Annotated in this window: 7 protein-coding genes, 4 tRNA genes and 1 pseudogene; all 12 read left to right on the top strand. The window is 62.2% G+C overall.

The genetic code is table 11. The features are described 5' to 3' along the window. The first annotated feature begins 111 nt into the window (after positions 1–111). Positions 112–196: transfer RNA gene (locus ACXJKR_RS18490), tRNA-Tyr, on the top strand. A gap of 38 nt (positions 197–234) precedes the next feature. Beyond that, positions 235–308, top strand: a tRNA-Gly gene (locus ACXJKR_RS18485). 74 nt (positions 309–382) lie between these two features. After that, a tRNA-Thr gene (locus ACXJKR_RS18480) sits at positions 383–457 on the top strand. 52 nt (positions 458–509) lie between these two features. Next, complete coding sequence (gene tuf / locus ACXJKR_RS18475) at positions 510–1,700, top strand: elongation factor Tu (protein WP_457324053.1); 1,191 nt, start codon at positions 510–512, stop codon at positions 1,698–1,700. A 15-nt stretch (positions 1,701–1,715) separates the two neighbouring features. Continuing rightward, positions 1,716–1,791: transfer RNA gene (locus ACXJKR_RS18470), tRNA-Trp, on the top strand. A gap of 140 nt (positions 1,792–1,931) precedes the next feature. Beyond that, entirely contained in the window at positions 1,932–2,318 is a 387-nt protein-coding gene (gene secE, locus ACXJKR_RS18465; protein WP_056194808.1) for a preprotein translocase subunit SecE, read from the top strand. A gap of 15 nt (positions 2,319–2,333) precedes the next feature. Then, positions 2,334–2,909, top strand: coding sequence for a transcription termination/antitermination protein NusG (gene nusG / locus ACXJKR_RS18460; RefSeq protein ID WP_057297385.1), 576 nt, complete (start codon positions 2,334–2,336; stop codon positions 2,907–2,909). 271 nt (positions 2,910–3,180) lie between these two features. Further along, a complete protein-coding gene (gene rplK, locus ACXJKR_RS18455; protein ID WP_056194802.1) occupies positions 3,181–3,618 on the top strand; it encodes a 50S ribosomal protein L11 in 438 nt (145 codons plus the stop codon). A gap of 1 nt (position 3,619) precedes the next feature. After that, entirely contained in the window at positions 3,620–4,330 is a 711-nt protein-coding gene (gene rplA / locus ACXJKR_RS18450) for a 50S ribosomal protein L1 (protein ID WP_056194799.1), read from the top strand. Positions 4,331–4,595: 265 nt separating this feature from the next. Further along, the gene (gene rplJ / locus ACXJKR_RS18445) at positions 4,596–5,132 is read left to right on the top strand and encodes a 50S ribosomal protein L10 (protein WP_056194797.1); all 537 of its coding nucleotides are present in this window, start codon (positions 4,596–4,598) and stop codon (positions 5,130–5,132) included. A gap of 50 nt (positions 5,133–5,182) precedes the next feature. Next, positions 5,183–5,563 carry a 50S ribosomal protein L7/L12 gene (rplL, locus tag ACXJKR_RS18440; RefSeq protein ID WP_457324052.1) on the top strand — a complete coding sequence of 127 codons (381 nt, stop codon included), beginning with the start codon at positions 5,183–5,185 and terminating at the stop codon, positions 5,561–5,563. A 334-nt stretch (positions 5,564–5,897) separates the two neighbouring features. Continuing rightward, a pseudogene (gene rpoB / locus ACXJKR_RS18435) lies at positions 5,898–7,718 on the top strand (DNA-directed RNA polymerase subunit beta); the annotation flags it as partial.

Raw genomic sequence — 7,718 nt, 5'->3', positions numbered from 1 at the left:
GCGCCAGGGGAATCGTCCCGGGCCACGTTTTCGCGCTCTTTGTCTCTGGCTTCTTCGTGAGGCGGCTGTTGCGCCCCATTTGCCCTGTGCTATAGTTGCGGGCTTGCCTCAGGAGGGGTGGCCGAGTGGTTAAAGGCAGCAGACTGTAAATCTGCCCGCATAGCGTACGCTGGTTCGAATCCAGCCTCCTCCACCAAAACTGCCGTTGCTGGCGGTTGCGGCAGGACTCCCAGAGCGGGAGTAGTTCAATGGTAGAACCTTAGCCTTCCAAGCTAATGACACGGGTTCGATTCCCGTTTCCCGCTCCAATCCGGGCGGTTTGGTTGGTCAGCGTCGACACCGGTTTGCCGGCCAGTTCGTCTGGCGTCAAACCCGTGCCGATGCCCTTGTGGCTCAGTGGTAGAGCACTCCCTTGGTAAGGGAGAGGTCACGCGTTCGATCCGCGTCAAGGGCACCACAGATTTTCTCTTTTTCTACTCGTTTCAACGGGTTCGCCTCAGGAGCGCAAGATGGCAAAAGGCAAGTTTGAACGGACCAAGCCGCACGTGAACGTGGGCACGATTGGCCACGTTGACCACGGCAAGACCACGCTGACCGCGGCAATCGCGACCGTGCTGTCCAAGAAGTTCGGCGGCGAGGCCAAGGCCTACGACCAGATCGACGCAGCGCCTGAAGAAAAGGCCCGCGGCATCACGATCAACACCGCCCACGTCGAGTACGAGACGGCCAACCGCCACTACGCGCACGTTGACTGCCCCGGCCACGCCGACTACGTCAAGAACATGATCACCGGTGCCGCCCAGATGGACGGCGCCATCCTGGTGTGCTCGGCCGCTGACGGCCCGATGCCCCAGACCCGCGAGCACATCCTGCTGGCTCGTCAGGTCGGCGTGAAGTTCATCATCGTCTTCCTGAACAAGTGCGACATGGTCGACGACGCCGAGCTGCTCGAGCTGGTCGAAATGGAAGTGCGCGAGCTCCTGTCCAAGTACGACTTCCCCGGCGACGACACCCCCATCATCAAGGGTTCGGCCAAGCTGGCGCTGGAAGGCGACACGGGCGACCTGGGCGARCAAGCCATCATGCGYCTGGCYGAYGCSYTGGACAMCTACATCCCCCAGCCGGACCGTGCCATCGACGGCGCCTTCCTGCTGCCGGTTGAAGACGTCTTCTCGATCTCCGGCCGCGGCACCGTCGTGACCGGTCGCGTCGAGCGCGGCATCATCAAGGTCGGYGAAGAAATCGAAATCGTCGGYATCCGCGAMGTSCAGAAGACCACSGTCACSGGCGTSGAAATGTTCCGCAAGCTGCTGGACCAAGGTCAAGCRGGCGACAACGTCGGCATCCTGCTGCGCGGCACCAAGCGTGAAGACGTCGAGCGCGGCCARGTGCTGGCCAAGCCCGGCTCGATCAAGCCGCACACCCACTTCACGGCMGARATCTAYGTYYTGTCCAAGGAAGAGGGCGGCCGCCACACGCCGTTCTTCAACAACTACCGTCCCCAGTTCTACTTCCGTACCACGGACGTGACCGGTGCSGTGGAGYTGCCSAAGGACAAGGAAATGGTCATGCCYGGCGACAACGTCGGCATCACCGTGAAGCTGATCGCRCCGATCGCGATGGAAACCGGCCTGCGCTTCGCCATCCGTGAAGGYGGTCGYACCGTCGGCTCGGGCGTCGTCGCCACGATCCTCGCGTAAGTTTTTCAAGGCCACAGGGGCATAGCTCAATTGGCAGAGCGTCGGTCTCCAAAACCGAAGGTTGGGGGTTCGAGACCCTCTGCCCCTGCCAACAGTCGCTGATCACGACGGTTGGTTTCCTGGCAACAAGCATCGGCCCGCGAGAGAGATCTCGGCGGGCCTTGCTGCTGATGGCGACAAACCTTGGCAGCGTCTGACAGCCGCTTCAAAGCGGCGCGTGAAAGTGAAGTGATGGCGAATCCTCCCCAAGTCGAGACCGTGACCAGCGGCGCCGACAAGGCCAAGCTGGCCGTTGCGGTACTGCTGCTGATTGGCGCGCTGGCGGCCTACTACGGCCTGTCCAAGCAAGGCCCGCTGGCGCAGTGGGCCTCGCTGCTCGTGTTGTTGGCCGCCGGYGTGGCGGCTTTCTTTACGTCTGAACACGGCAAAGCGCTGATCGCCTACGGCCGCGACTCGACGCGTGAAGTCAAGAAGGTGGTCTGGCCGACCCGCAAGGAAGCGACCCAGATGACGGGCTATGTGTTTGCCTTCGTCGTCGTCATGGCGCTCTTCCTGTGGATGACGGACAAGACGTTGGAATGGGTGCTGTACGACCTGATCCTGGGCTGGAAGCGCTGATCGCAAGGAATCTTGATGTCTGAAGAACAAGTCGTCACGACCGAAGCCCCGACGGGGCTGCCCAAGCGCTGGTATGTCGTTCATGCCTACTCGGGCATGGAAAAGGCTGTCGAACGCAACCTGCGCGAGCGCATTGACCGCGCCGGCATGCAGGACAAGTTCGGCCGCATCCTGGTGCCAACCGAAGAAGTCGTCGAGCTGAAGAACGGCAAGAAAGCCGTCACCGAGCGCCGCTTCTTCCCGGGCTATGTGCTGGTGGAAATGGCGATGGACGACGAGTCCTGGCATCTGGTCAAGCACACGTCCAAGGTGACGGGCTTTGTGGGCGGCGCAAAGAACCGCCCGGCCCCGATCTCGGAGGCCGAGGTCATGAAGATCGTCAACCAAATGCAGGAAGGCGTCGAGAAGCCACGGCCCAAGGTCGAGTGGACGGTCGGCGAGGTCGTGCGCGTCAAGGAAGGCCCCTTCACCGACTTCAACGGCTCGGTCGAAGAGGTCAACTACGACAAGTCCAAGGTGCGTGTGTCGGTCACGATCTTCGGCCGCGCGACGCCGGTGGAACTGGACTTCTCGCAGGTCGAAAAAGTTTGACGACGCGTCGTCAAACTTTTCGCCGCTGCCCGCAGGGCTAAGGCAAAAGGTCCGACGCGCACCTCTGACGTCCAAGTGAAGGGCTGCATAGCCTGAAATTTGAGCAGCAGAGTAGAATCCTGGGTTCGGCCGGCGTCCCCTAACGTCGACCCGTGATCAGTCTGCAACGAGAGGCGGACAAGAGGAGCAAAGGTAAGGACTTCGGTCCGAGTCCGATGCGCTAGCACTCAGGTGTTCAGGCTTGCCGCCCGGGCACTGGATTGGAGAAAACATGGCAAAGAAGATTGTCGGCTTCATCAAGCTGCAAATTCCGGCCGGCAAGGCCAACCCTTCGCCCCCGGTGGGTCCCGCGCTTGGTCAGCGTGGCCTGAACATCATGGAATTCTGCAAGGCGTTCAACGCCCAGACTTCGGCTGGTGGCTTCGAGCCCGGCATGAAGCTGCCGGTGGTCATCACCGCGTTCGCAGACAAGAGCTTCACCTTCGTCATCAAGTCGCCCCCGGCGACCGTGTTGATCAAGAAGGCCGCGAAGATCGAGAAGGGCTCGCAGCGCCCCCACCTGGATAAGGTCGGCAAGCTGACCCGCGCCCAGTTGGAAGAGATCGCAACGATCAAGACCAAGGACCTGACGGCCGCCAGCATGGACGCCGCAGTCAAGACCATCGCCGGCTCCGCCCGCTCGATGGGCATCATCGTGGAAGGGGTCTGACATGGCCAAGCTCACCAAGAAGCAAAAGGCGCTGGCTGGCAAGGTCGAGTCGACCAAGCTGTACGCGCTGACCGAAGCCCTGGACCTGGTCAAGAGCCTGGCCTCGGCCAAGTTCGATGAATCTATCGACGTCGCCGTTCAGCTCGGCATCGATGCCAAGAAGTCGGACCAGGTCGTTCGTGGCGCCGTCGTGCTGCCCAACGGCACCGGCAAGACCAAGCGCGTCGCCGTGTTCGCCCAAGGTGCCAAGGCTGATGAAGCCCGCGCCGCCGGCGCCGACGTCGTCGGCATGGAAGACCTGGCCGAGCGCGTCAAGGCGGGCGACATGCCCTTCGACGTGGTCATCGCCTCGCCCGACACGATGCGTGTCGTCGGTACTCTGGGTCAGATCCTGGGCCCGCGCGGCCTGATGCCTAACCCCAAGGTTGGCACCGTGACCCCGGACGTCGCCACTGCCGTCAAGAACGCCAAGGCTGGCCAGGTCCAGTTCCGCGTCGACAAGGCCGGCATCATCCACGGCACCCTCGGCCGTCGCTCGTTCGACACCGACAAGCTGGAAGGCAACCTGCGCGCGCTGATCGAAGCTCTGAACAAGAGCAAGCCGGCGTCGAGCAAGGGCATCTACCTGCGCAAGGTCGCCGTGTCCTCGACGATGGGCGTCGGCGCCCGCGTCGAAATCGCGTCGATCAACGCTCAAGCCAACGCAGCTTGATGCACTGAATCTGCTCGGGGCGAGTCTGGCCCTGGGCAACAAGATTGGTGGGGCGCTGTTCCGGTTCGCCGGAGTGGCGCGTCATCCAAGACCGTTGGTGGAGACCCCTTAAATCTCGGCGCAAGTTGAGAACCAACGCAGATGGCGGTCCCGCTGAAGGGTTTGCCGCTCCGAGCCATCGGGGTGGGTTTCCTGACAGATGGTCGCTGAATCCCTGGCGCTCCCAAAGCCGCAAGGCCGAGAGAGCAAATGTGAGGAGTAGACCTTGAGTCTCAATCGCAACGAGAAGGCAGTCGTTGTCTCCGACGTCGCAGCGCAAGCTGCCAAGTCGCAGACGCTGGCGCTGGCCGAGTACCGTGGCCTCACCGTTGAAGCCCTGAACAAGCTGCGCGTCACCGCGCGCGCCCAAGGTGTGTATCTTCACGTGCTGAAGAACACCCTGGCGCGTCGCGCTGTCGCCGGCACCCCGTTCGAGGCTGCTTCGGAGAGCATGGTCGGCCCGCTGATCTACGGCTTTTCGGAAGACGCTGTCGCGGCTGCCAAAGTCATCGCTGACTTTGCCAAGACCAACGACAAGCTCGTCATCAAGGGCGGTGCGTACGGTGGCAAGGCTCTGGACGTGAACGGCGTGAAGGCGCTGGCATCCGTCCCGAGCAAGGAAGTGCTGCTGTCGCAAATCGCAGGCCTGCTGCTGTCGCCGGTGCAACGCACCGCGGCCGTGCTGGCTGCCCTGGCTGCAAAGCGTGGCGAAGGCGCCGCTTCTACGGAAGCTGCCGCTGAAGAAGCCCCGGCTGCCGCCTGATCGACGAACTACGCGTTACACGCAATCAATCTGTTTTAAGGAAATTCATCATGGCATTCGATAAAGACGCTTTCCTGACCTCGCTGGACAGCATGACCGTTCTGGAGCTGAACGATCTGGTCAAGGCAATTGAAGAGAAGTTCGGCGTGTCCGCCGCTTCGATGGCTGCTCCGGCCGCCGGTGGCGCCGGCGGCGGCGCCGCTGCTGCCGTTGAAGAGAAGACCGAGTTCAACGTCGTGCTGACCGAAGCCGGCGCGCAGAAGGTCTCCGTCATCAAGGCCGTCCGTGAAATCACGGGCCTGGGTCTGAAGGAAGCCAAGGACCTGGTCGACGGCGCTCCGAAGAACGTCAAGGAAGCCGTTTCCAAGGCCGACGGCGAAGCTGCAGTCAAGAAGCTGGTGGAAGCCGGCGCCAAGGCTGAGCTGAAGTAAGACTTTGGGGTGGGGCCTGTGCAGCAGGTCCGGCCCCACTGACTAGAAAAGGGGTTGCCTTTGGGCTTCCCCTTTTTTGTCTTTGCGGGTTAATCCTGCTTGAGAACAGGTGAAAGACCTCGCGCGGGTATGATGCGCGGTTCTTTCACGTGTTCTCTGATCCGACTGCAGAGAACCAGTTTGGTCGGACTTCGGTGCAATGCCGAAGTTGTCCGCCAGCGGTTGGTAGTGGCCAACCACCAAGCTAGGCAGCCGCCCGTTCTGGGTGAGTGAGCCAGCCAGTCGCCGACGCGGCTCGCCCCACGGCCAGGGGTGGGCTCGACACGGAGTGTTTATGGCGCAAGCAACCCCCTACAGCTATACCGAGCGCAAGCGGATCCGCAAGAGCTTCGGCAAGCGCGAGAGCGTTCTCAACGTTCCCTATCTGCTCACGATGCAGAAGGACAGCTACGTGGCCTTCCTGCAAAAGGACGTGCCCGCCGCCAAACGCAAGCCCGAAGGGCTGCAGGCGGCCTTCCTCTCGGCGTTCCCGATTGTTTCGCACAACGGTTTCGTCGAGATGAAGTTCCTCGAGTTCAACATCGCCAAGCCGCCGTTCGACACCCGTGAGTGCCAACAGCGTGGGTTGACCTATGCAGCCGCCGTGCGCGCGCGCCTGCAGATGATCATCTATGACCGTGAGAGCCCGCAGGCCAAGACGGTCAAGGAAATCAAGGAGCAAGAGGTCTACATGGGCGAAGTGCCCCTGATGACCGACTACGGTAGCTTCATCGTCAACGGTACCGAGCGCGTCATCGTGTCGCAGCTGCACCGCTCACCTGGCGTGTTCTTCGAGCACGACAAGGGCAAGACCCACAGTTCGGGCAAGCTGCTGTTCAGCGCTCGCATCATTCCTTACCGCGGCTCCTGGCTGGACTTCGAGTTCGACCCGAAGGACATCCTGTACTTCCGCGTCGACCGCCGCCGCAAGATGCCGGTCACCATCCTGCTCAAGGCCATCGGCCTGAAGCCGGAACAGATCCTGGCCCACTTCTTCGTGTTCGACAACTTCCGCCTGATGGATGTTGGCGCGCAGCTCGAATTCGTTGCCGACCGCCTGAAGGGTGAAGTCGCCCGTTTCGACATCGTCGACAAGTCGGGTGCCGTCATCGTCGAGAAGGACAAGCGCATCACGGCCCGCCATGCGCGCCAGTTGGAGCAATCCGGCACGCAGCACATCTCGGTGCCCGAGGACTTCCTGGTCGGCCGCGTGCTGGCCAAGAACATGATCGACGCCGATACCGGCGAGATCATCGCCAAGGCCAATGACGAACTGACCGACGCGCTGCTGAAGAAGCTGCGCCAGGCCGGCGTCAAGGAAATCCAGTGCCTGTTCACGAACGAGCTGGACGAAGGCGCCTACATCTCGCAGACGCTGGCGTCTGACGAGACCGAAACGCAGCTGGCCGCCCGCGTCGCCATCTACCGCATGATGCGCCCCGGCGAACCGCCGACGGAAGACGCCGTCGAAGCGCTGTTCAATCGCCTGTTCTACAGCACCGACACCTACGACCTGAGCCGTGTCGGCCGCATGAAGTTCAACGCGCGTGTCGGCCGTGACACGCCCGAAGGCAACATGAACCTGTCCAACGAGGACATCCTTGACGTCGTCAAGATCCTCGTCGAGCTGCGCAATGGCCGCGGCGAAGTGGACGACATCGACCACTTGGGCAATCGCCGCGTGCGTTGCGTGGGCGAACTGGCCGAAAACCAGTACCGCTCGGGCCTCGCCCGCATCGAGAAGGCCGTCAAGGAGCGTCTGGGCCAGGCCGAGACCGAAGCCCTGATGCCGCACGACCTGATCAACTCCAAGCCGATTTCCGCGGCGCTGAAGGAGTTCTTCGGSRCGTCGCAGCTGTCGCAGTTCATGGACCAGAMCAACCCGCTGTCGGAAATCACGCACAAGCGTCGTGTTTCCGCTCTTGGCCCGGGTGGTTTGACCCGCGAGCGCGCTGGCTTCGAAGTCCGCGACGTGCACCCGACCCACTACGGTCGCGTCTGCCCGATCGAAACGCCGGAAGGCCCGAACATCGGCCTGATCAACTCGCTGGCGCTGTTCGCTCAGCTCAACGAGTACGGCTTCCTGGAAACGCCGTATCGCCGCGTTGTTGACGGC

The sequence above is a fragment of the Roseateles sp. P5_E11 genome, assembly GCF_054049355.1.
The sequence above is the reverse complement of the archived record's forward strand: the minus strand, read 5'-3'. Positions and strand labels throughout refer to the sequence as shown.

What these genes read in the sequence shown, in the direction of transcription:
- rplL (WP_457324052.1), top strand. Translation starts at nt 5,183, where the DNA reads ATGGCATTCGATAAAGACGCTTTCCTGACCTCGCTGGACAGCATGACC.
- nusG (WP_057297385.1), top strand. Translation starts at nt 2,334, where the DNA reads ATGTCTGAAGAACAAGTCGTCACGACCGAAGCCCCGACGGGGCTGCCC.
- rplK (WP_056194802.1), top strand. Translation starts at nt 3,181, where the DNA reads ATGGCAAAGAAGATTGTCGGCTTCATCAAGCTGCAAATTCCGGCCGGC.
- rplA (WP_056194799.1), top strand. Translation starts at nt 3,620, where the DNA reads ATGGCCAAGCTCACCAAGAAGCAAAAGGCGCTGGCTGGCAAGGTCGAG.